Annotated in this window: 17 protein-coding genes and 3 pseudogenes; 4 read left to right on the forward strand and 16 right to left on the reverse strand. The window is 59.8% G+C overall.

Annotated elements, in window-relative coordinates; all coding sequences use genetic code 11:
• Position 1 precedes the first annotated feature (1 nt).
• The 6 genes from EOK75_RS09840 to trhO form a co-directional block, all read right to left on the reverse strand.
• Positions 2-2857, reverse strand: coding sequence for a monovalent cation/H+ antiporter subunit A (locus EOK75_RS09840; RefSeq protein ID WP_137193805.1), 2856 nt, complete (start codon positions 2855-2857; stop codon positions 2-4).
• A gap of 196 nt (positions 2858-3053) precedes the next feature.
• A complete protein-coding gene (locus tag EOK75_RS09845) occupies positions 3054-4319 on the reverse strand; it encodes a bifunctional folylpolyglutamate synthase/dihydrofolate synthase (RefSeq protein ID WP_137193806.1) in 1266 nt (421 codons plus the stop codon).
• The gene (accD, locus tag EOK75_RS09850; RefSeq protein WP_137193807.1) at positions 4316-5299 is read right to left on the reverse strand and encodes an acetyl-CoA carboxylase, carboxyltransferase subunit beta; all 984 of its coding nucleotides are present in this window, start codon (positions 5297-5299) and stop codon (positions 4316-4318) included. Before accD ends, EOK75_RS09845 begins: the two co-directional genes overlap by 4 nt.
• Before the next feature lie 96 nt (positions 5300-5395).
• A complete protein-coding gene (locus tag EOK75_RS09855; RefSeq protein WP_137193808.1) occupies positions 5396-6160 on the reverse strand; it encodes an NYN domain-containing protein in 765 nt (254 codons plus the stop codon).
• A 123-nt stretch (positions 6161-6283) separates the two neighbouring features.
• A complete protein-coding gene (locus tag EOK75_RS09860; protein ID WP_137193809.1) occupies positions 6284-6724 on the reverse strand; it encodes a c-type cytochrome in 441 nt (146 codons plus the stop codon).
• Positions 6725-6843: 119 nt separating this feature from the next.
• Positions 6844-7749: an oxygen-dependent tRNA uridine(34) hydroxylase TrhO gene (gene trhO, locus EOK75_RS09865; RefSeq protein WP_137193810.1), complete on the reverse strand. Its 906-nt coding sequence runs from the start codon at positions 7747-7749 to the stop codon at positions 6844-6846.
• 66 nt (positions 7750-7815) lie between these two features.
• Between trhO and pncA the strand changes: the two genes are divergently transcribed.
• Complete coding sequence (pncA, locus tag EOK75_RS09870; RefSeq protein WP_137193811.1) at positions 7816-8412, forward strand: bifunctional nicotinamidase/pyrazinamidase; 597 nt, start codon at positions 7816-7818, stop codon at positions 8410-8412.
• 6 nt (positions 8413-8418) lie between these two features.
• Here the strand turns inward: pncA and argC are convergent, their stop codons facing one another.
• Entirely contained in the window at positions 8419-9321 is a 903-nt protein-coding gene (gene argC / locus EOK75_RS09875; protein WP_137193812.1) for an N-acetyl-gamma-glutamyl-phosphate reductase, read from the reverse strand.
• Positions 9322-9435: 114 nt separating this feature from the next.
• On the opposite strand from argC, the gene pncB reads away from it, so the two are divergent.
• Positions 9436-10728 (forward strand): nicotinate phosphoribosyltransferase, encoded by a 1293-nt coding sequence (pncB, locus tag EOK75_RS09880; protein ID WP_137193813.1) that lies wholly within the window; start codon positions 9436-9438, stop codon positions 10726-10728.
• A 6-nt stretch (positions 10729-10734) separates the two neighbouring features.
• On the opposite strand, the gene EOK75_RS09885 is transcribed toward pncB, so the two are convergent.
• The 5 genes from EOK75_RS09885 to arfB form a co-directional block, all read right to left on the reverse strand.
• Positions 10735-12207, reverse strand: a complete 1473-nt coding sequence (locus EOK75_RS09885; protein WP_137193814.1) for an inorganic phosphate transporter — start codon at positions 12205-12207, stop codon at positions 10735-10737.
• Between the two features lie 72 nt (positions 12208-12279).
• A complete protein-coding gene (locus EOK75_RS09890; protein ID WP_137193815.1) occupies positions 12280-12735 on the reverse strand; it encodes an NUDIX hydrolase in 456 nt (151 codons plus the stop codon).
• Positions 12732-13670 carry a phosphotransferase enzyme family protein gene (locus EOK75_RS09895; protein WP_137193816.1) on the reverse strand — a complete coding sequence of 313 codons (939 nt, stop codon included), beginning with the start codon at positions 13668-13670 and terminating at the stop codon, positions 12732-12734. Before EOK75_RS09895 ends, EOK75_RS09890 begins: the two co-directional genes overlap by 4 nt.
• On the reverse strand, positions 13667-14932 hold the full coding sequence (locus EOK75_RS09900) for an aspartate aminotransferase family protein (RefSeq protein WP_137193817.1): 1266 nt from the start codon (positions 14930-14932) through the stop codon (positions 13667-13669). Before EOK75_RS09900 ends, EOK75_RS09895 begins: the two co-directional genes overlap by 4 nt.
• Entirely contained in the window at positions 14929-15351 is a 423-nt protein-coding gene (gene arfB / locus EOK75_RS09905; RefSeq protein WP_137193818.1) for an alternative ribosome rescue aminoacyl-tRNA hydrolase ArfB, read from the reverse strand. The genes EOK75_RS09900 and arfB overlap by 4 nt, the downstream gene beginning before the upstream one ends.
• Before the next feature lie 112 nt (positions 15352-15463).
• On the opposite strand from arfB, the gene EOK75_RS09910 reads away from it, so the two are divergent.
• The gene (locus EOK75_RS09910; RefSeq protein ID WP_137193819.1) at positions 15464-15688 is read left to right on the forward strand and encodes a hypothetical protein; all 225 of its coding nucleotides are present in this window, start codon (positions 15464-15466) and stop codon (positions 15686-15688) included.
• 68 nt (positions 15689-15756) lie between these two features.
• Here EOK75_RS09910 and EOK75_RS09915 read toward each other — a convergent pair.
• Positions 15757-16078: pseudogene (locus EOK75_RS09915) on the reverse strand (hypothetical protein); the annotation flags it as partial.
• Positions 16079-16227: 149 nt separating this feature from the next.
• Between EOK75_RS09915 and EOK75_RS09920 the strand changes: the two are divergent.
• Positions 16228-16606: pseudogene (locus EOK75_RS09920) on the forward strand (IS3 family transposase); the annotation flags it as partial.
• Positions 16607-17035: 429 nt separating this feature from the next.
• On the opposite strand, the pseudogene EOK75_RS09925 reads toward EOK75_RS09920, so the two are convergent.
• The 3 genes and pseudogenes from EOK75_RS09925 to EOK75_RS09935 form a co-directional block, all read right to left on the reverse strand.
• A pseudogene (locus tag EOK75_RS09925) lies at positions 17036-18317 on the reverse strand (IS91 family transposase).
• Positions 18318-18329: 12 nt separating this feature from the next.
• Entirely contained in the window at positions 18330-19217 is an 888-nt protein-coding gene (locus tag EOK75_RS09930) for a tyrosine-type recombinase/integrase (protein ID WP_137193820.1), read from the reverse strand.
• A gap of 624 nt (positions 19218-19841) precedes the next feature.
• Positions 19842-20711 (reverse strand): hypothetical protein, encoded by an 870-nt coding sequence (locus tag EOK75_RS09935; RefSeq protein WP_137193821.1) that lies wholly within the window; start codon positions 20709-20711, stop codon positions 19842-19844.
• Position 20712 lies beyond the last annotated feature (1 nt).

Raw genomic sequence — 20712 nt, forward strand, 5'->3', positions numbered from 1 at the left:
ATCAGTGCGCCCCCTCGGTTTTCTCATCTTCATCGGGCTGGATATCGAAAGGCTCGATATTCACCGTTTCACCGGCCCGGATCGCGATACGGCTGATAGAGGCAAGCGCAAGCATCACCGCCCCAACCACCGTCAGGAACACGCCCAGATCGAATATCGCGGCGGTCGCAAGCTCGAACTTTTCAATGAAGGGCAGTTTGACATAGCCGAAGCTGGAGGTCAGGAACGGCCGCGCCGCAAACCATGAACCAACGCCGCAAAGCCCCGCAATCGTCACACCCCAGCCAATCAGCGCGTGGTAATCAATCCGTTGCCGTGCCGCCGCCCAACCGTAACCGGACGCCATATACTGCATGATCGTCGCAATCGCCACGACCAACCCCGCGACAAACCCGCCGCCCGGCTCATTATGGCCGCGCAGAAAGATGTACACCCCGACAAGGATCGCAATCGGCAGGATCATCCGCGTTGCCACCACCAGCATCAAGGGGTGCCGGTCGCCCGCGCGTTTCTGATCGGGCATCCAAGCCAGCAGCCGGTCATTGGCCGGACCGCCACGCAGAAGCGCCTCGACCAGCGCGTAAATCACAAGGCCTGCGATACCCAGCACGGTGATCTCACCAAAGGTATCATAGCCACGGAAATCGACGAGGATTACATTGACAACATTGGTCCCGCCGCCGCCGGGTTTGGCATTGGCTAGGTGAAAATCAGAAATCGTCGGAAAGGCGAAATCGCGCATCATCAGGCCATAGATCAACGCGCCGATGCCAAGCCCCGCCACCGCTGCGATCAACCCGTCACGCCCACGCCGCCCTGCGGTGCTTTCGACAGGGCTTTCCTTGGGCAGGAAGTTCAACGCCAGCAAAAGCAGCATGACGGTCGCAACCTCAACGCTGATCTGGGTCAGCGCAAGGTCGGGTGCCGAAAGGTACACAAAGCCGACAGAAACCATCAGGCCGATCACGCCCACCAGCACCAGCGCCAGCAAACGGTTGCGGTGGAAGGTGAACAGCGAAACCGTCGCCCCCATCAACAAAACCCAGCCGATAAAGGGGACCACGTGAATCGGGGTCATCGCCCGCGTGCCGACACTATGAGTGCCGGTTGCATAGGCATAATAGCCCGCCAGCAGAATAGTTACCGTTGCAATTGCGGCATAACGGGCAAAGGAGCCGTCGTGCATTTTGTCGGTGATGCTGCGGGACAGCCGGGCAAAAGGTTCCATCAGCCCGTCAAAGATTGCCTTCGCCTCAGGGCGCGGGGTGGACAGCCAAACCGCATCCATCGGACGGTGCAGGGCCAACAGCAACAAGCCGCCGCCAACCGCGATCATCGACATCCAGAGGGCGGGCACAAAGCCGTGCCAATGGCTGATGTAAACCTCGGCCTCGGCGCCGATCACGGCGCTGGCGGTGGTGCGGACCAAATCGCCAACCGTGGTCATCGGCATGATGCCAATCGCAATTACCAAAGCCGCCAGAAGTGCCGGCGCCGCCCACATGCCAAAGCCCGGGTCATGCGGCTTGGACGGGTAATCATCGCGCACTGGCCCAAGGAAGGTATGGGCGATCAGCCGGAAGGAATAGGCAACCGAGAACACCGCCCCGATGGTCGCCAGAACCGGCATCAGCCATGCATTACCCATCCAGAGGGTGTGCGAGGCCTCCTCCAGCATCAACTCTTTGGACAAGAACCCGTTGAGCGGCGGAATCCCTGCCATCGACAGTGCGGTCACGCAAACAATGGTAAAGGTGATCGGCATCAGATGCCGCAGCCCGCCAAGCCGTTTGATATCGCGTGTGTGGGTTTCATGGTCCACGATCCCCGCGCTCATGAACAAAGCGGCTTTGAAGGTGGCGTGGTTGATGATGTGGAACACCGCAACCACCGCCGCCGCAGGTGTGCCAAAGCCCAAAAGCATGGTGATCAGGCCCAAGTGCGACACGGTGGAATAGGCCAGAAGCGCCTTCAGATCATCCTTGAACAGCGCGATCTTGGCGGCCATCACCATGGTGATAAGGCCCGTGGTGGCGACGATATAGAACCACTCGGGCGTACCGGCCAGAACCGGCCACATGCGCGCCATCAGGAACAACCCCGCCTTCACCATGGTCGCAGAGTGCAGATAGGCCGAAACCGGCGTCGGCGCGGCCATCGCATGGGGCAACCAGAAATGGAACGGGAACTGTGCCGATTTGGTGAAAGCCCCGATCAAGATCAGGATCAACGCTGGCAAATACCAGTCGGATGCTTGGATCAGGTCCTTGTTCTCCAAAATCACCGTCAGCTCATACGACCCGACGATATGGCCAAGGATCATCATCCCCGCGATCATGGCCAACCCGCCTGCACCTGTCACCGTAAGGGCCATACGCGCGCCTTGGCGACCCTCGGGAAGGTGCTTCCAATAGCCGATCAACAAGAAGGACGAAAGCGATGTAAGCTCCCAGAAGACAAGCAAAAGCAATATGTTGTCGGAAAGAACGATCCCGACCATCGCGCCTTGGAACATCAGCAGGTAGCTGTAGAACTGTCCCATCGGGTCCTTAGAGGACAGGTAGAACCGCGCATAAAGGATGATCAACAAGCCGATCCCAAGGATCAGCCCCGCAAACAGCAGCCCCAGCCCGTCAAGGAAAAACGTCGCATTCAGCCCCAATACGGGCAGCCACTCGATCTGGGTGGTGATCACCTCACCGCGCATCACGGCAGGGGCGTGCATCAGAATGCCTAGTAACGCGAGGGCCGTCACCAGCCCCGTAACAGTGGCACAGGCATTACGCCCCGCACGGATCAAAAGGCCGGGAAGCAGTGCGCCAAGAAAGGGCAGTGCGGCGATCAGGGCAAGGGACATTGTTTTGTTCCGTTCTTTGCTCGGGTCGTCAAATATGAAAATACGGTCACAAACTGCGCGACCGTTCTCCCCTCTTTTACTGTGGGACTGCCCGCCGCCTGTCAAGCCAAACCGGAACCGAAAGCCACGAAAACCAAAGTCAATTTGCCGCAACCCCGGCTTTTATTTCGGAAAATCCGCTTTGCTAGGCCGCGGTTTATCCGTTTTCGCGCAAGACCTGTCCCGCAAGGTAAAGGGATCCGCAAATCAAAACCCTTGCGCCCGGTTCAGCCGCGACAATTGCACGCAGCGCATCCAGAACCGAGGCTTTTTCCACCGCCACCATACCGGTTTGCGCGGCGGCGTCACTGGTGACGCTTGCGGGCAAGGTTGCCGCCTCTCCGGGGATAGAGACTGCCGACAGACTGGCGACATGCGGCACAAGAGGGCGCAGATAGCCGCTGATATCCTTGGTGTTGAGCATCCCGCAAATCAGGTGTGTGGGACGTTTTGGCATTGCCCCCAGCGTGGCGGCAATCGCGTTGCCCCCTGCCGGATTATGGCCGCCATCAAGCCAGATCTCGGCATTCGGGGCGGCCTCAACCAATGGCCCTTTGCGCAGGCGTTGCATGCGGGCGGGCCATTCGGCGCGGGTCAGGGCCTCGGCATCGCCCACGCCCAAAACGCGCAAGGCCATCAGTGCCGCACCGGCATTTTGCACCTGATGCGGGCCGGGAAGCTTGGGCAAGGGCAGGTCGAGCAAGCCGTTTTCATCCTGAAACACCATGCGGCCACGATCTTCAAAGCAGTGCCACTGTTGACCATAAACATAAAGTGGGGCTGATAGGCGGGTGGCGCGGGCCTCGATCACGGCCAAGGCCTCATCCTCTTGGGGGCCGACCACACAAGGCACGCGGCGCTTCATGATGCCGGCTTTCTCAGCGGTGATCAGGGGCAGGGTGTCGCCCAGATATTGTTGATGGTCCAAAGATACCGGCGTGATGATGGTCAGCGCAGGTGCCTCAATGACATTGGTCGCATCCAAGCGCCCGCCAAGCCCGACTTCCAGCAACAGATAGTCCGCAGGCGTGCGCGAAAACGCCAGCATGGCGGCGCAGGTTGTTGCCTCAAAGAAGGTGATCGGATCGGGGCCGTTGGCGGAAATACAGTCATCCAGCAGGGCCGACAGCGCGTCCTCGCCAATCAGTTCCCCCGCCAGCCGGATGCGTTCATGAAAGCGCGCCAGATGCGGGCTGGTATAGGCATGGACACGCAGGCCCGCCCCCTCCAGCCCCGCGCGGATCATGGCCTGGGTGCTGCCCTTGCCATTGGTTCCGGCCAGATGGATCACCGGCGGCAGGTTGCGTTCGGGATGGCCGAGGGCCGCCAGCAGGCGTTCCATCCGGTCCAGCGTCAGGTCGATGATCTTCGGATGAAGCGTCATCATCCGTTCTAAAAGCACGTCAGAGCCGGGCTGGCTCATGCTTTGTCGGCCTTCTTTTCCGGTTTTGGTTCCGGCTTTGCCTCGGGGGCCTCGGGCTCAACCGCAGGGGCCTCGGGGGCGGCAGGGGCCAATTCGGGTTCCGGTGCGGGCAGCTCTCCGCGCACGGCGGGGGGCTGTTTGGTCAGCATCCGCAGAACGGTTGTCAGCTCATCGCGCAGATCCTTGCGGTGGGTCACGCGGTCAAGCATCCCATGGTCCAGCAGATATTCCGCACGCTGGAACCCTTCGGGCAGCTTTTCACGGATGGTTTGTTCAATCACACGGGGGCCTGCAAAACAGATTAGCGCGTTCGGCTCTGCGATCTGCACATCGCCCAGCATGGCATAAGAGGCCGTGACCCCGCCTGTGGTCGGATGTGTCAGCACCACGATATAGGGCAGGTTCGCCTCTTTCAGCATTTGCACGGCGACAGTGGTGCGCGGCATCTGCATCAGGGACAAGATTCCTTCTTGCATCCGCGCCCCGCCCGAGGCGGAAAACAGCACCAAGGGCCGCTTCAACTTTACCGCGCGTTCTGCGGCGGCAAGCATGGCGTTGCCGACATACATCCCCATCGATCCCGCCATAAACGAGAAATCCTGCCCTATGGCAACAATAGGCGTGCGCGCAATCTCGCCCTCGACCACCAGCATCGAATCTTTTTCACCGCTGGCTTTTTGCGCCGCTTTCAAGCGCTCGGGATATTTCTTCTGGTCGCGGAAGTGCAGCGGGTCGGTGACCGGCTCTGGCACTTTCAGCTCGGTGAAAATCCCGCCATCAAACAGCGCGGTAAAGCGTTCGCGCGGCGTGATCGCCATATGGTGATTGCAAGAGGTGCAAACGTTCAGGTTATCCTTCAACTCCCGGTGAAACAGCATCGTTCCGCATTCGGGGCATTTGGTCCACAAGTTTTCCGGCACCTCACGGCGCGAAAAGAGGGAGTTGATAGTGGGGCGAACGTAATTGGTAATCCAGTTCATCGGTGCTATGCCCTTTGGTCACTCTAGCTTACCGTTCAGATAAGCGCATAGAGGTGGAAATGCAAATAGGATGGCGCAACGAATTGCATGTGGGGCTTAGGCCACATCCCGCGCCAAAAGTTGCCCGCCGGGGCCGGATTTCACCTCAAAGCGGCTGATCTTGCGCATCAGGTCGGAAAGCTTGGCGCTGCCATAGGTGCGCGTGTCGAAATCGGGCGCGCCTTGGGTGATATACTGGCCGATCTGCCCCAAAGAATACCATTCGCCCTCTTGCTCGATCGCGCGCATGGCGGCGATGATGAGGGGGATGGCCTTGATCGGGGATTCTTTTGGCGGGCGTGCGGGGGCGGGCTGTTCGTGCATCACATCGCGGTCCGGCTTGGGGGCGGGCTGTGCCGGTGTTTCTTCGGGCTCATCATCATCGCCAAGGTTTTCAACATAGATAAACCGTTTGCAGGCCATGCGGAACGCCTCGGGGGTTTTCTTTTCGCCGATGCCGTAAACATCCAGCCCTTGTTCACGGATACGGGCCGCAAGCCGGGTGAAATCACTGTCAGAGCTGACCAGAACAAAGCCGTCAAATAGCCCCGAATGGAGGAAATCCATCGCGGCAATCACAAGGCCGATATCGCTGGCGTTCTTGCCGCGCGTGTTGGAAAACTGCTGATCCGCAACAAGCCCCAATGCCGCCACCTGCCGCGCCCAACCGCCCAGCCGTTGCGCCGACCAATCGCCATAGATGCGGCGCACTGAGGCCTCGCCCAGGCCGGCAATTTCTTCAAAGATTGCCTCGGCATAGGAGGCGGGTACGTTATCGGCATCAATCAATACCGCAAGACGGGGGGCACGCATGTTGGTCATGGAAAAAAGATCCTTTCGCAGTTGTGGCAACCCTATCAAGGCCCGCATGGATTAGACAGGGGGGAGCACAGCAAAAAGGGCCGACGCCAAACGGTGCCAGCCCCCTTTTATCGCCTCAAAGGCTTATTTCTTGGCGCGGAAATCGCTGTGGCATGATTTGCAAGATCCACCGATCGCGCCCATGCCAGCCTGGACCCCTTCGACCGAGGAGACATCCATTGCGTTCGCAGCCGTTTCCAGTGCCTCTGCCTTTTCAACAAAGCCTTCCATGTTCATCCAGATGTCGGGACGGGCCTCGGACACAGGGTCGTCGGCCTCTTCCTCGAACACGGCGGGGATTTCGGCGGCGGCGGCGGCAAGAGCGGCCTGTGCAGCCGATGCGGCGCTTGCATCAAAGGCGGCTTTGCCTTGGGCCATATCGCCCAGAACCTTGGTGTTTGCCCCGACAATGCCCATCACATCCATCCGCGCTTTGACAGTTGGATTCTCGACGCCTTCTTTGGCGATGGCGGCACCTGCGGTCAGGGTCAGGCCGAGGATTAAGGCTTTGGCTACGAATCGCATATTTGTCGCTCCTTTTCGTTTCTGAGAGGCAGTATAGCTGCGACATTCTGTCAGAATAGCCGTGAACACGACTTAATGCCAAATTGTCACGCCAATGTCATAGCGGCGAGGGCTATGGACTAGCCGTCGGCCAAATGCCGTTCACCACGTGCGTGCGAAAGGGCGATTTGCTTTTGGCGTTCGCGGAACCGTTCACGGTCGGCATCCGTATGCTCGTTAATGCACTGATGGCAGGACACGCCTTCTTCATAGGCCCTGTGCGTCAGGTCCTCGGGGGCAAGCGGTCGGCGGCAGGCGTGGCAATTGGAATAGGGGCCGGGAACCAGCCCGTGACCGACCGAAACGCGGTTGTCGAAAACATAGCACTCACCGTTCCACCGGCTTTCCTCGGGGGGCATTTCCTCAAGATACTTCAGGATGCCGCCTTTCAGGTGATAGACATCTTCTATCCCTTGCCCGATCAAGTAATTCGTTGATTTTTCACAGCGAATTCCGCCGGTGCAAAACATCGCGATGCGCTTGTTGTGGAAACGATCCTTATTCGCCTCCCACCATGCGGGAAACTCACGGAAGGATTTGGTTTCCGGGTCGATCGCCCCTTCAAAGGTGCCGATGCCGACCTCGTAATCATTGCGCGTGTCGATCACCGCCACATCGGGTGCGGCGATCAATTCGTTCCATTCCTCGGGGTTCAGGTAGTGACCAACCTGCGCGCGCGGGTCGATGTCGGGCTGGCCCATCGTTACGATCTCGCGCTTGAGGCGGACCTTGAAGCGGCCAAAGGGCTGAACCTCGGACCAGCTTTCCTTATGCTCCAGCTCGGCGCAGCCGGGGAGGGCGCGGATATGGGCAAGCATCGCGTCAATTCCGGCGCGATCCCCTGCGATTGTGCCGTTGATCCCCTCGGCTGCCAATAGAAGCGAGCCACGGATGCCATGCTCGCGGCCAAGTGCCAAGAGCGGCTGCTGAAGCGCCGCATGGTCGGGAAAACGGGTGAAGTGATAGAGTGCTGCAATGGTAAACATGCGCCATGTCTTGCCGTGTGACGGCTAAAAAGGCAAGGTGCCAGATGACGCAGGGAAGGGATTACCATGACAAACGCGCTGATCGTGATCGATGTACAGAATGACTTTTGCCCCGGTGGCGCCTTGGCCGTGACAGAGGGCGATGCGATTGTGGCGGGGATCAATGAGGTGATGGAGGGGTTTGGGGCGGTGGTCCTGACCCAAGATTGGCATCCGGTGGATCATTCCTCTTTTGCCGATAACCACCAAGGGGCGGCGCCTTTCAGCATGGTGGAAATGCCTTACGGTCCGCAGGTTCTTTGGCCACGCCATTGTGTGCAAGGGACGCAGGGCGCGGCTTTTCATGGCGATCTGAACAGTGACCGCGCCGATATGGTGATCCGCAAGGGCTTTCGTGCGCTGATCGACAGCTATTCCGCGTTTTTTGAGAATGACCAGAAAACGCCAACGGGGTTGGAGGGGTATCTGCGCAGCCGTGGGGTCACCGATCTGGTGCTGGCGGGTTTGGCCACTGATTTTTGCGTGGCATTTTCGGCGCTGGATGCGGCCAAGCTGGGCTTTGGCGTGACCGTGCGGATGGACCTGTGCCGCGCCATTGATCTTGATGGATCGCTGGATGCGATGGTTGAGAAAATGCGCGGGGCGGGGGTGGTGCTGGCGTAACGGGGCCTAAAGCCCCGCGCCTTCATCCAGCCCCAGCATGATGTTGAGGTTTTGCACCGCCGCGCCCGAGGCCCCTTTGCCAAGGTTGTCCAGTATCGCGGAGACCACGACATGGCCGCTATCGCCCAGCACCGACAGCTCCAGCTTGTTGGTGTTGTTCAGGGCTTGCGGGTTTTCGCGGGGCTGCACCTGATCCAATGGCCGCACAGAGATAAACTGGCTGCCCGCGTAATGCGCTTGCAGGGCTGCGTGAACGGCACCCGCATCGACATCAAAAACCGGGATTTGCACGATCATCCCTTGGGCATATTGCCCCACCGCAGGTACAAAGACCGGCGCGCGGGACAGTTTGCCGTAGGCCATCACCTCGGGCATATGTTTGTGTTTCTGGCCGGTGGCGTAAAGGAAGGCTCCGTTGGCCTCGCCTTTCTCGAACTCGGCAATCATCGCCTTGCCGCCGCCCGAATAGCCGGAAATGCCAAAGATCGACAGATCGGCCTCGCCGGACACAAGCCCCGCCTCCACCAAGGGGCGCAAAAGCGCGATAGCACAGGTGGAATAGCATCCGGGGTTGGAAACCCGTTTGGCACCCGCAATCGCGGCGCGTTGTCCTGCAGCCATCTCGGCAAAGCCAAAGACCCAATCGGGGTTCACGCGGTGTGCGGTGCTGGCATCGATCAGGCGTGTGGGCAGGGTGGCACAGATTGCGGCCGCCTCAATCGCGGCGTCATCGGGCAGGCAAAGGATCGCAAGATCCGCCTGCGCAAAGGCCTCGGCCCGCGCGCCCGCATCCTTGCGCCGGTCCTCGGGCAGGGAAATCAGGGCGATATCCGCGCGCCCGACCAGACGGTCACGGATTTGCAGCCCGGTGGTTCCAACCTCGCCATCGATAAAGACCTTCGCAGCCATTGCACACTCCCTTTGTCAGTGAACGCCCCTATTACACCCTGCCGAAGGGTTCGCCAAGCTGGACAAGGGGCCAAGGGCTTGATTTAACGGCAGCCGAGGTAACAGGGGTGGAACATGGTTGATATTGCGGCGCGGGTCTATAACCACAGATGGAAGATTGACCCGATTGTGCGGTCGCTTATCGATACGGATTTCTACAAGCTGTTGATGTGCCAGTCGGTGTTTCGCAACAAACCCGATACGAATGTCACCTTCAGCCTGATCAACCGCACCAAATCCATCCGCCTCGCCGATATCGTGGATGAGGGGGAGCTACGCGAACAACTTGACCATATCCGTACCCTGCGCCTGTCGCGTGGGGAAAGCACTTGGCTGCGCGGCAACACGTTTTACGGCAAACGCCAGATGTTTCGTCCCGATTTCCTTGAATGGTTCGAGGGGTTGCAGCTGCCGCCCTATCACCTTGAAAAACGCGATGGCCAGTACGAGCTGACGTTTGAGGGCAAATGGCCCGAGGTGATGATGTGGGAAATCCCAGCACTTGCCGTGATAATGGAACTGCGTGGCCGTGCGGTTCTGGGCGATATGGGGCGGTTTGAATTGCAGGTGCTTTACGCCCGCGCCATGACCAAGCTATGGGAGAAAATCCAGCGGCTGCGCACTATTGAGGGGCTGAAGATCGCGGATTTCGGCACCCGTCGGCGTCACTCTTTCCTGTGGCAGGACCGTTGTGTGCAGGCGATGCAAGAGGGTTTGGGCGATGCTTTTACCGGCACCTCCAATTGCCTGATCGCGATGCGCCGCGAGGTAGAGGCGATCGGCACCAATGCCCATGAGCTGCCGATGATTTACAGCGCTTTGGCAGAAAATGATGAAGCCCTTGCCCAAGCCCCTTACCAAGTTCTGGCCGATTGGCATGAGGAACATGAGGGCAATCTGCGCATCATGCTGCCCGATACCTATGGGACCGAAGGCTTTTTGGCCCATGCGCCGGACTGGCTGGCAACATGGACGGGGATCAGGATCGACAGTGGCGATCCGGCGACAGGTGCGGAAAACGCGATCAAATGGTGGGAATCGCAGGGTGAGGACCCGCGTAAAAAGCTGGTGATTTTCTCGGACGGGCTGGATGTGGATGTGATCGAAACCCTGCACCGGCAGTTTTCAGGCCGGGTTAAGGTTTCCTTTGGTTGGGGCACCATGCTGACCAACGATTTTCGCGGGCTGGTGGCCGATGATGCGCTGCTGCCGTTCAGCCTTGTGTGCAAGGCGGTTTCGGCCAATGGCCACCCGACGGTCAAGCTGTCGGACAACCCGAACAAGGCGATGGGTCCGGCAGATGAAATCGCGCGCTACAAGCGGGTGTTCGGTGTGGGAGAACAATCCGCAATGGACGTGGTGGTTTAACCCGCCCTACAGCGCCAAAAACGACAGGCCGAAGAACACGCCCGCAGACAGCAGCGCGGTCGCCGGAACCGTGATCACCCAAGCGGCGATGATGGTCAGGAAATGCGACCGCCGCACCAGTTTGCGGCGGCTGCGCTCCTCGGGGGCGACGGGTTTACCCTTGAGGATGCCAAGGCGGCGCGCACGGCGTTCGGCATGCCACTCGCGGTAAAATCCGACCCCAAAGATCGCACCAACAGCAATATGGGTGGAGCTGACCGGCAGCCCCAGACCAGAGGCAACGATGACCGTGATCGCGGCCGAAAGCGCCACACAATAGGCCCGCATCGGATTAAGCTTGGTGATCTGGCTGCCCACCATACGGATCAGTTTCGGTCCAAACAGCATCAGCCCGAACGAAAGCCCCGCCGCGCCCACGATCATAACCCACAGCGGGATTTGCACTTTGCTGGCGGCGTCAAAATCCTGCACCGCATGGACAATCGCTGCCAATGGGCCGACCGCATTGGCCACATCATTCGCGCCATGCGCAAAGGACAGCAGCGCGGCCGAGACGACCAGCGGAACCCCGAACAGTTTTTTCAGTGATTTCTTGCGGTTTTCCAGCCCCTCGGATTGGCGGCGGATCATCGGCTTGGTGATCATTTGTGTCAAAACGGCCACGCCAAGCCCGATCAGCAAGGCGACGGGCATGTTGATCGACATGATCTTTTTCAGGCCCTTGATCGACAGATAGGCGGCAAACGCGCCCGCCATAATAGCAATCAGGATCGGCACCCAAAAGCGCGCAGCGGCGATTTTATCTTCGGCATCTTCCAGTCGTGCCTTGATAAAGGCGAGGAACATGGCCGCAACCGCGCCGCCAAGCACTGGAGAGATCACCCAGCTTGCCGCGATTTGTGCCATCGTCGGCCAGTTGACCGCCGCAAGCCCGGCTGCCGCAACCCCCGCGCCCATAACGCCGCCCACGACGGAATGTGTGGTTGAAACCGGCGCGCCCAGCCATGTCGCAAGGTTGATCCACAAAGCCGCCGAAAGCAGGGCCGCCATCATCGCCCAGATAAAGGTCTCGCGGTCGGCAAGGCTTTCGGGGGCCACGATCCCGCCCGAGATGGTCGAAACCACATCCCCGCCTGCAAGCAATGCGCCAGCCGTCTCAAAAACCGCCGCGATGATAATGGCGCCGCCCATCGTAAGCGCATTCGCACCCACGGCCGGCCCCATATTATTGGCAACATCATTGGCCCCGATATTAAGCGCCATATAGGCCCCGAATACCGCCGCCACGATGACCACCAGCCGGTCCGAGGATTCCCCTGTCAGCAATGCTGCGATCACCGCCACGATCACGATAAAGGCCAATGCCATTCCAGGCGCCACAAGCGGGCGGGCGACATATTGGTTTGCCCGTTCCAGATGCGAGATCCGGTTAAGGTCCTTGTCGAGCGTCTTCCACTGGTTCACCGGGCGGTCGGACATTCTGGCAGCCTGTCATTTGGAATATATATTGACGCGCCTGCTATCGGTTTTTTGCGCCGATAACAACGAAGTTCAACGTGGCCGCGAAAGGTAGTCAGTGATCAGCCCGTTCAACTCCGGCTCTTTCAGCTTTTCCATGGCCTCCGTTACAGGAAACCAGCGGGACTCGCGCATATCGGCCTCGGGGAAATCCTTGGCGACATCGGCCACATGCAGCACGAATACCTCTATGGTGCTGCGTTGGCGCAACCCGTTGGCGCGGCGTTTGAAACTGGCGAAACTGCCGATGGAGTCGGGCTCTACCTCGCCGGTCACGCCGGCCTCTTCCCAGGCTTCGATCGCGGCGGCTTCGGCCAGGGTCTTGCCGCGCATGGGCCAGCCTTTGGGCAAGATCCAGCGTCTGCTGTCAAGGCTGCGAATAAGCAACACTTCGGTGTCTTCCCCCGTTCCGCGCAGGCAGAGCGCCGCCATCTGGAGAATCGGCGGGCGGTAAAACAGGCTGGCTGTCAGGCGTAAAAAGGAGTTCATTGGATCATCTGCCGGGCGTACATCAAGGCGCGTTCGATATGGCTGCGCATGATCGGATCATTCGCCTCAAGCCGGGGCACTGTCCAGCCCACCGAGGCAAGAGAGCGCGCCAGTGTGAAAAGGTCCACGATCCGGGGATCAGCCGGACGAAGGGTCTGATACCCCTCGATCAGCGCCATGTGCAGCGTTGGCATCGCAGGCTCATACATGTTTTGCGACATCACGGTGCCAAGATCATAAAGCGGAAAGCCAAGGCCGCTGTCGTCAAAATCGATGATCGACATGGCGGTGCCGTCCACCAGAATATTTTCGCGCAAGACATCGGCATGAACCGGCATCAGCGGGGTATTGGCGGCATGGTCTTGCAAGGCGGCGCGCAGGAAGTCGCGGGTTTTTTGCATTTCGTCACGCTCATCATCGTGTAGGGCGGGGTGTTCCCAGAACCGGCCCCAAAAGGGGGTCTCGCCGGTCAAACCGTCCAGATCCCACGCGGGACGGGCGAAATTTGCGGGCAGGGTCAGGGTTTCCGCTGCGTCATGAATTTGGGCCAGCAAGCGGCCAAGGCTGTAATGCTGTTTGGCCTGATCATCCGGACTTCCGGCCAGCGGCACGGCTGCATATCCAAGTGGCGATCCGGCCAGCCATTCCACCGCCGAGGCCATCCGGCCGTTCGAAAGCGTGACCAGTTGTGCGCCATCTTTCGCCGTCAGAACGCGCGGCACGGGCAGGTCCTTATCGGCCAGCGCTCCGCAAAACCACAGCTCCGACCGGATCGCGGCGGCGGTCTGATACCCCATCCGGTGCAGGCGCAGGGCGGCCAAACTGCCATCCGGCAGGGTCATGCGAAACACCGCGTTTTCGCGGTCGCAGATCAGGTTTTGCGGGGTGCCTTGCCAATGGGCGGCAGCCTCGGCGGCCAGGTTTGTGATGGTCATGCGGGCACCTTTGTCGTTGCCAACGCCTCGGTCAGCGCATCAACCAGCAGGTCGGCATGTTCAATCCCGAAGGGCAGCGGCGGGCGGATTTTCAGGGTATTCCCCGCGCGGCCGATCCGGTTGAGGATGAAGCCCTTGGCGACCATCACCTCTACCAGATCCTCGACAAAAGCGGTGGCGGGGGTGTTGTTTTCATCCAGCACGAATTCCGCGCCAAAGAACAGCCCGACACCGCGCACCTCGGCCAAAAGCGGGTGGCGCAATGCGCGCAGGCGGTCCATCACATAGGCCGAGGTTTTCGCGGCATTTTCCTGCAAGCCTTCGTCGTCAATCACCTTCAACGTGGCCAGACAGGCCGCCGCCGATACCGGATTGCCGCCAAACGTGTTGAAATAGCCAAAAGCATTGCGGAAAGCAGCCATCACGTCGGGGCGCGCCAGCACCGCCGCCGCCGGATGCCCGTTTGCCATCGGCTTGCCGCAGGTCACGACATCGGGGGTAAGCCCAAGCCACTCATGCCCCCAGAAATGGCTGCCCATCCGGCCAAAACCGGGCTGGACCTCATCACATAGGATCAAACCACCTGCTTCGCGGATCACCGCCTCGGCTTTGGCGAAAAAGCCGGGGGCGACGCTGGGGATGCCCTCATTGGCGAAGGCGGGGCAAAGCATCATGCCGGAAAACCCGATGCCCGAGGCGTTCAGATCTTCAATCGCAGCTTTGATGTGACCGGCAAAGATGCTGCCATCCGGGTCAGGGCTGCGCAGGCTGTCAGGGGCGGGCACCAGCCGGACATGGGCGGGATAGCCCCCGATTGGCGGGCGGCGCGACGACAGCGCAGATGTGGCGGTTGTGTTGCCATGATAGGTGTTGTCGGTCGCGATGATCCCGATCTTGCCGGTCACGGCCTGCGCCATCCGCAGGGCGATGTCATTGGCCTCGGACCCTGTGCAGGTCATGATACATTGTGAAATGTCATGGCCCAAACGGGCGGTCAGCGCCTCGATATAATCCAGCACAAGATCATGGTGATAGCGGGTGTGAGTGTTCAAAATGGCGGCCTGATCGGCGATTGCTTTGACCACCGCGGGGTGACAATGGCCGACATGGGGCACATTGTTATAGCAATCGAGATAGCGCTTGCCGTCCTTATCCCACAGCCAAACCCCTTCGCCCCGCACGATATGCACGGGGTTGCGGTAAAAGGTCGGGACATTCGGCCCCATCAGGCGGGCGCGGCGGTCGGTCAGGGTCTCGGTCATTCGTCAGGCTCCACTTTGCCGCGCAGGGATTTAACCGTGCCACGGACAGATTTCGCCACGAGGCGGCGGCGTTGGCTGCCAAGCGTGGGTTTTGTCGGGATGCGCCGCTTGGGGGCATGAAGGGCGGCGCGGATCATTTCAACCAGCCGCTCGCGCGCGATTTCGCGGTTGCGGATCTGGCTGCGGGTTTCCTCGGCGCGGATCACGATGGCCCCCTCATTGGTCCAGCGTCGCCCCGCCAGCCGTTTCAGCCGTGTCTTGACAGGGCCGGGCAGGTTGGGGGATCGCTCTGCCTCGAACCGCAGTTCTACCGCGGTTTCGACCTTGTTCACATTCTGTCCCCCCGGCCCGGAAGAGCGTGAGAAGCTTTCAGACAGCTCCCAATCCGCAAGGGTGATATTTTCGTTTATACGCAGCATGCGCAGACCCTACCCGAAATTGCAGCGGGGGGAAGGGGGGGACGTGAAACCAAAGGGGGGTTACGCGAAATTGATTGATTTGTTTAGCGGCAGGCTGCGGATACGCTGTTCCGTGAGCGCAAAGATTGCATTGGCTAGTGCGGGGGCTGTTCCCGGCTATCCGATCCCGGGAATTTTCGTGCCGTTTTCCAATATGCGCAGGGTGATCGGCGGGCATGCGCAGCGCATCACAATCGGGGAAATTGTGCTGCTGTGCGTGGCCGTCTTCAAAGGTGGTCTCCCCCCTGATTGTGGCAGACAGGCCAAAGATTATGCCGCCCTGCACCCGCCGCTTTAGGCAGCAGACCGACTTTGTTGCGTACATCCGGTTTGGGTTTGACTTCCCCTTACCCCTGACGGAAATATACCTAGGGTAACAGCACGGGGAATACCAAGAGCGGTGAAGCCATTGAGGATGGCCGCATGGATCTGGACCTCGGCGACCCGCCTATCGAAGTCGCACGAGCGTATAGCTTCTGTCCCTTGCACCGGGTGTGTCAGGCTTCTAGGGCTTGGCGTTTTTGCGCGGCGAGAAGACGGGATGAGCGTTGCGAGCGATAATGGCATCATAGCATTTGCGAGTGTTACATGCGCCGTCCGCTGCCCTCTCACGGTTTGCCTGCAAACCGTGAGAGGGGGCAGTGACACAGCCGATCTCCTGATCTAGGCCAGTTTGCCCCGGCAGATCTGTGCCCTGCCTCCCCCCGGAATTTCCCTCAATTTGATGTAGAGTTAGCCCAGCACTGAAGGAGCAGACGAATGAGGAAAAGCCGTTTTACCGATGCGCAGATAATCCGTTGCCCGGCAGGTGATTGCGTCGCAATCGGCGAGAGGGGGCGCATTGGCGTGATGCTGGAGCGCAAGGGCATGATTATGAACGACAAGAAGCTTTAACGCATTTACCGCTAAGGCAGGACTGTCTGTTCGGCGCAGGCGTGGCCGCAAAGGCGCAGGTGGGAGCCGCACACCAATACCTGTGCCACTCCGGCTAAACCAGCGGGGGCCTGCCGGAGGTTCCGCATTCTGGCTGTGAACGATGATTGCTGCCGCGAAAACCTATGCCTGATAGCAGGATTTCTGGGGCACGCGCGCTGGATGCACTGGTCGGCTCTATGGAAAACCAGCCTGTATTGTCTCGGGGAACGGCACCCAGCTCACCAGAAAAGCGATCCTAAAATGTCCTAACGGCGATAAAATCGCCTACCGGTTAACAGATGAATGCCTATGCCTGCTGTTTTTGCCATAAGAACGAATGTCCGGTCTGATAGGCCGCACTGCGGCATTGCTAAGGGTGGGCCAGTGCCCGCTCAGGTGAAGGTTTTCTGATGCGGGTCGCGGCGGAACGTTGGGGACAGGCGCGACCACGACCCGCGTTGGAAAACCTCCCAAGGAGGAAGCCGCGGGGGTCTTGGATAGACCTATGGGGAAAGTATGCCGACGGTCGGGGCGACGGCTTTGTCAGGGGTTCGGCTGAAGGTGCGCATGACGGCTGAGACTGTCACTAAATTAGTCGAATATGCTGGTATTGCTGTGCATATTGCCGTGCCTGCGGTCAGTTTTCGCGCTGAGGAGCGATAAGCGCATACGGGCTGAGCCGGGTCTGCGGGGTGCAGCCGGTGTTGTCTGGCATTTGATAGACGGTGTGTCATGCCGCCCACTCCCGTGGTGGCGCGCGCGACATTGGTTTTTGCCCGCGACGGAAGACCTCGATGATGCGCATGGGTCCGCCGCAGCAGGGGCACGGTTCGCGCAGGGTGAGTGGTATGATCTCTGCGTCGGGCCCTGACGCAGTGGCCCGTTCTGGGCGCTGAACGCAGAGCAAGGCACGGACTTTTGTGATGTTGGCCTTGCGGGTCGAACTGGCCAGCAGACCGTAATGCCGGATGCGGTGGAAGCCGTCCGTTGCCCGGCAGGGCATTGCGTGGCAATGACCCGAGAGGGGGGCAGGACATGGATCAGGAAGCGGCGGATGAACTCGGGCGTGGTCAGCCGCATGACCTTTTGGCGATCGCCGGATTTGACGCGATAGTCCTTCCAGCGGAAAGCCACGGTATCGGCCTCCGCGCTGACCCGTCGGGCGTTCGAGATCGCTACCCTGTGCGTATAGCGGCTCAGGTAGGCCAGAACCGCCTCCGGCCCGCCGAAGGGCGGTTTGGCATAGATCACCCATTCGGATTTGCGAAATGGGGCGAGCCAGGTGGTGAAAGCCTTTGCCGCCGACAATCCGGCCAGATCACCGAAGAAGACCAGTTGCCCGGCCCGGTGCAAATCCATCAGCCCGTCCAGAAACAGGCGTCGGAACAGCCGCGACAGAACCCGCACATGCAAAAAGAACCCGGGGCGGCAGGCGACCCACTTTGTGCCATCGGGCGACAGGCCGCCACCGGGGACGATCATATGGATGTGCGGATGATGGGTCAGTGCCGAGCCCCAAGTGTGCAACACGCTGGTCATGCCCACCCGCGCGCCCATACGTTTGGGATCGGCGGCGATGGTCATCACCGTTTCTGCCGAGGCTTTGAACAGCAGGCCATAGACCGCTTTCTTGTTCCAATAAGCGATCTGCGCGATCTCAGCCGGTAACGTGAAGACTACGTGGAAGTATTCCACCGGCAACAGGTCCTCGGCGCGGGCCTCCATCCAGTCGCGCGCCGCTGGCCCCTGGCATTTGGGGCAGTGCCCCCTCTCGGCAGATTGCTTCGCAATCGCCTGCCGGGCAATGGTATCTTGCAGGAATTGTAGGCGATGTGATGGTGCCCGCACTTGGTGCAACCGGCTATATGCCCGCCGAGTTCCTCGGTTCGGCAGGCTTCAATCGCTGACATCACCTTGAGCTGGGAGAGGCTGACGTGCCCCGCATTGGCCTGCCGCCACGCAGGACCGTATCGTCGAAAGATGTCAGCGATCTCCAGCTTGGGCCGGGACACCCCGGCGTCCGGTCACTCCAGACTTCGCTTCACCGTCTGGTCCTGCAACTTGGCCAGCATCTCGTAGGGGCTGACCGTGTCGCGGATCGTCTTTGTGGCCACATGGGTATATCGCGCCGTGGTCGTCAGTTTGGCGTGGCCGAGCAGCACCTGGATCACACGCACATCGGTGTTGGCCTCCAAAAGGTGGGTGGCGAAGCTGTGCCGTAACGTGTGCAAGGTGGCGGTTTTTTTGACTCCGGCCATATGCTTGGCAGAGGTGAAGGCGCGGTTCAGTTGGCGCGGTGAGATCGGGTTGATCTTTGGCTTGCCGGGGAACAGCCAGCCCTCGGGCCGCGCCTCGCGCCACCAAGCGCGTAGCAACTCCAGTAAGCCTGGCGACAGCATCACCTTGCGGCCCTTCTGACCCTTGCCCAACTCGACATGGATCAGCATCCGGTCGCTGTCGATATCGCCGATCTTGAGGTTGCAGACCTCGGCAGCCCTGAGTCCGGCACCATAGGAAATGCTGAGGGCCGCGCGATACTTCAGCCCCGGCCCGGGTGCTGCCATCAGGATGTCGGACACCTCCTCGACGCTGAACACCACAGGCAACTTCCGCGGCTCGGCGCGAAATTGCATGTAGCGCTTCATCTCTTCGCGCCCGCAGGTCATCCCGAAAAAGAACCGCAGCGCCACGATGCGCGTGTTGAAGGTCGACGGGGTCACCCCGGTATCCGACATGTGGAGCTGATATGCGCGCAGTTCCTCCGGCGTTGCGGTGTCCGGCGCATGGCCCAAGAATGCGGCGAAATCCTTGATCGCCCGAATGTGCGACTTCTGTGCCTTGTCGCCCATCCCACGGATGCGCATGTCTTCGATCATCCGCTGGCGCAGCGGGGTTACTCTCTCCTCTGTCATGGAAACCTCCTGTCTGATGATTGAGAAGACCCCAATCGTCAGGCAGGTCAGCCAGATCACAAAATGCGCAGCGCTATGGGTGTCTCACGCCATCAGCGGCAAGCACCAGTGCCGCGGAGCGGCTTCGTCCTTGGGCCGGGCGTGTTGATATTGTAAAACTGATACCTCAAGGGGCCAGTTTTACGCCGCGAGTTGGTCTCTTTTTACTCTGCGATTGGCACTCGCCTATGCTTGCACCTTGCGGGTGATCTCACGCGTTTGGCGTTCCGCTGGAGCAACGCAGATGATAGTGCCGCCGCGCTTCAACGCACGCACATCGCGCGTCGCGAGGACGCAGGACTTGCCTGCCTGCGGCACACAAGCAGCGCAACCGTTTGCGCGTCAGGCGTGATCGTCTCTACCTGCCAAGGATCGACATGGGTGGCCGTCGGGACCTCCTGTTGCAGAAAGTGAAGCATCTCCGCACCGGGGTGCGTTCGATCAGCGAGTAGAAGTCGTGGAGACCATCAAACGGCATGGCGATGCTCGCCTTACTGACGATAGCCCTGTTCGCGTCTTCCTTTTAACGTTTAATCGAACGCTATCTGGTTACGTTGGCCGAAGCACACTTACATCGGTGAAGCCTTAGAACCATTGCCCCGGTTCCATCAGCCCAAGATCCATCAGCTGTTGGCTGTGCCATTGAAACTTTGTGGAATTATGCCATGTGAAGTCCTGGATATCATAGCGCGACCCCGGGTTTGATTTCAGCGCCTTTGCGGTACGGAAGGACGCGATGGCTGTGGTGATATTATTGTGCCACGGGCAGGCGTAGGTGTTAAATTCCTCGTCCGAGAGGGTGTAGTTTTCGCGCAGATGTAGCCCTGCTTTGGCGCGGAACAGGGCGATGCGGTCAATCTTGCGGCGTTGTTCGGGGATATGCTCCTCAAACCGCCACCGCAGGCCGCCAAAGAAATCCAACTGCCGCTCACGGGGGTAATTGTGATTGTCGGGGTTGGGGCGGGCCAAGGCATAATAGCCGGATTTGTCCAGCATCGCCTCCTCTGTCGAGACGGCGTTGGGGTGGGCCGTCAGATCCTTTGCGTAAAGATCAACCACATAGGACAGGAATGCATCGCGCCGCTCTTGGGTGTGGAAGGCCAGCAGATCGTGGACGTTGCGCGACTCGCAGAACGGATAGAACAGATATTCCGCATTATAGCCGTAATAGAGCCAGGCGCCGGATGCAGGCTCTATCAACTGGTTCACGGCGTTTTGCAGGGCTTGGGGTTGAAAGCTGTCGTAGTCAACGCGCTGAACGGCATCCTCTAGTGCAGGAGGTGTCGGGATCTGCGGATCGGCAAGCAACACAACGTTGTGAAAACCGATTTTCAGCAGATGGCGCAGGGTGCTGTCTAGCTCTACCGGATCATCGGCAAGGATGACGGCAGTTGGCCCCCTGGCAAGGGCTTGATAGTTCTTGCCAATATAGGACGCCAGATTTTCGTGTCGCATA

The organism is Pseudorhodobacter turbinis (assembly GCF_005234135.1).
GTDB classification, from domain to species: Bacteria; Pseudomonadota; Alphaproteobacteria; order Rhodobacterales; family Rhodobacteraceae; genus Pseudorhodobacter; species Pseudorhodobacter turbinis.

What these genes read in the sequence shown, in the direction of transcription:
- EOK75_RS09885 (WP_137193814.1), bottom strand. Translation starts at nt 12,207, where the DNA reads ATGTCCGACCGCCCGGTGAACCAGTGGAAGACGCTCGACAAGGACCTT.
- argC (WP_137193812.1), bottom strand. Translation starts at nt 9,321, where the DNA reads ATGGCTGCGAAGGTCTTTATCGATGGCGAGGTTGGAACCACCGGGCTG.
- EOK75_RS09895 (WP_137193816.1), bottom strand. Translation starts at nt 13,670, where the DNA reads ATGACCATCACAAACCTGGCCGCCGAGGCTGCCGCCCATTGGCAAGGC.
- EOK75_RS09840 (WP_137193805.1), bottom strand. Translation starts at nt 2,857, where the DNA reads ATGTCCCTTGCCCTGATCGCCGCACTGCCCTTTCTTGGCGCACTGCTT.
- pncB (WP_137193813.1), top strand. Translation starts at nt 9,436, where the DNA reads ATGGTTGATATTGCGGCGCGGGTCTATAACCACAGATGGAAGATTGAC.
- EOK75_RS09900 (WP_137193817.1), bottom strand. Translation starts at nt 14,932, where the DNA reads ATGACCGAGACCCTGACCGACCGCCGCGCCCGCCTGATGGGGCCGAAT.
- EOK75_RS09890 (WP_137193815.1), bottom strand. Translation starts at nt 12,735, where the DNA reads ATGAACTCCTTTTTACGCCTGACAGCCAGCCTGTTTTACCGCCCGCCG.
- EOK75_RS09935 (WP_137193821.1), bottom strand. Translation starts at nt 20,711, where the DNA reads ATGCGACACGAAAATCTGGCGTCCTATATTGGCAAGAACTATCAAGCC.
- EOK75_RS09845 (WP_137193806.1), bottom strand. Translation starts at nt 4,319, where the DNA reads ATGAGCCAGCCCGGCTCTGACGTGCTTTTAGAACGGATGATGACGCTT.
- pncA (WP_137193811.1), top strand. Translation starts at nt 7,816, where the DNA reads ATGACAAACGCGCTGATCGTGATCGATGTACAGAATGACTTTTGCCCC.
- EOK75_RS09855 (WP_137193808.1), bottom strand. Translation starts at nt 6,160, where the DNA reads ATGACCAACATGCGTGCCCCCCGTCTTGCGGTATTGATTGATGCCGAT.
- EOK75_RS09860 (WP_137193809.1), bottom strand. Translation starts at nt 6,724, where the DNA reads ATGCGATTCGTAGCCAAAGCCTTAATCCTCGGCCTGACCCTGACCGCA.
- EOK75_RS09930 (WP_137193820.1), bottom strand. Translation starts at nt 19,217, where the DNA reads ATGACAGAGGAGAGAGTAACCCCGCTGCGCCAGCGGATGATCGAAGAC.
- trhO (WP_137193810.1), bottom strand. Translation starts at nt 7,749, where the DNA reads ATGTTTACCATTGCAGCACTCTATCACTTCACCCGTTTTCCCGACCAT.
- arfB (WP_137193818.1), bottom strand. Translation starts at nt 15,351, where the DNA reads ATGCTGCGTATAAACGAAAATATCACCCTTGCGGATTGGGAGCTGTCT.
- accD (WP_137193807.1), bottom strand. Translation starts at nt 5,299, where the DNA reads ATGAACTGGATTACCAATTACGTTCGCCCCACTATCAACTCCCTCTTT.